Here is a 1,757-nt window from a genome sequence, read left to right on the forward strand (position 1 = left end):
GTCGGGTCGGGCACGCTGTTGGGTCCTGAGGGCACGGAAGTGTTCTCGGTTGTGGACCGGACTCATTGAGGCTTCGCGGTTGCGGGGTGGATGTGGGTGACGGGTCGTTGTTTGAGAACTGCATAGTGGACGCGAGCATCTGTGGCCAAGTTTTTAAGGGCGCACGGTGGATGCCTTGGCACCAGGAACCGATGAAGGACGTGGGAGGCCGCGATAGGCCCCGGGGAGCTGTCAACCGAGCTTTGATCCGGGGGTGTCCGAATGGGGAAACCCGGCAGTCGTCATGGGCTGTCACCCGCTGCTGAACACATAGGCAGTGTGGAGGGAACGCGGGGAAGTGAAACATCTCAGTACCCGCAGGAAGAGAAAACAACCGTGATTCCGGGAGTAGTGGCGAGCGAAACCGGATGAGGCCAAACCGTATGCGTGTGATACCCGGCAGGGGTTGCGCATGTGGGGTTGTGGGATCGCACTTCAGTCGTCTGCCGGCGGCTGGGCGAGTCAGAAACCATTGCGATAGGCGAAGGACATGCGAAAGGTCCGGCGTAGAGGGTAAGACCCCCGTAGCCGAAATCGTGGTGGCTTGCTTGTGCGACACCCAAGTAGCACGGGGCCCGAGAAATCCCGTGTGAATCTGGCGGGACCACCCGCTAAGCCTAAATATTCCCTGGTGACCGATAGCGGATAGTACCGTGAGGGAATGGTGAAAAGTACCGCGGGAGCGGAGTGAAATAGTACCTGAAACCGTGTGCCTACAAGCCGTGGGAGCGTCGGACATCAGCTTGCTGGTGTCTCGTGACTGCGTGCCTTTTGAAGAATGAGCCTGCGAGTTTGCGGTGTGTGGCGAGGTTAACCCGTGTGGGGTAGCCGTAGCGAAAGCGAGTCCGAATAGGGCGATTTTAGTCGCGCGCCCAAGACCCGAAGCGGAGTGATCTAGCCATGGGCAGGTTGAAGCGTGGGTAAGACCGCGTGGAGGACCGAACCCACCAGGGTTGAAAACCTGGGGGATGACCTGTGGTTAGGGGTGAAAGGCCAATCAAACTCCGTGATAGCTGGTTCTCCCCGAAATGCATTTAGGTGCAGCGTCGTGTGTTTCTTGCCGGAGGTAGAGCACTGGATAGGCGATGGGCCCTACCGGGTTACTGACCTTAGCCAAACTCCGAATGCCGGTAAGTGAGAGCGCGGCAGTGAGACTGCGGGGGATAAGCTCCGTGGTCGAGAGGGAAACAGCCCAGAGCATCGACTAAGGCCCCTAAGCGTACGCTAAGTGGGAAAGGATGTGGAGTCGCAGAGACAACCAGGAGGTTGGCTTAGAAGCAGCCACCCTTGAAAGAGTGCGTAATAGCTCACTGGTCAAGTGATTCCGCGCCGACAATGTAGCGGGGCTCAAGCGTACCGCCGAAGTCGTGTCATTCGTATAGCAGCCCCAACGGGTGTACGGATGGGTAGGGGAGCGTCGTGTGCCGGGTGAAGCGGCCCTGGAAGGGAGTCGTGGACGGTTCACGAGTGAGAATGCAGGCATGAGTAGCGATACAAGAGTGGGAAACTCTTGCGCCGATTGACTAAGGGTTCCTGGGTCAAGCTGATCTGCCCAGGGTAAGTCGGGACCTAAGGCGAGGCCGACAGGCGTAGTCGATGGACAACCGGTTGATATTCCGGTACCCGCTTTGAAGCGCCAGCGCTGAACCCTCTGATGCTAAGCCCGTGAAGCCGCCGGCCTTCAGCTTTGCTGTTGGTCGGAGTGGTGGAGCCGGTGA

General features: G+C 58.8%; 1 rRNA gene. It reads left to right on the forward strand.

The features are described 5' to 3' along the window. Nucleotides 1-143: 143 nt before the first annotated feature. A 23S ribosomal RNA gene (locus ACWDAS_RS41310) occupies nucleotides 144-1,757 on the forward strand; the annotation flags it as partial.

The sequence above is a fragment of the Streptomyces sp. NPDC001070 genome (assembly GCF_053598835.1).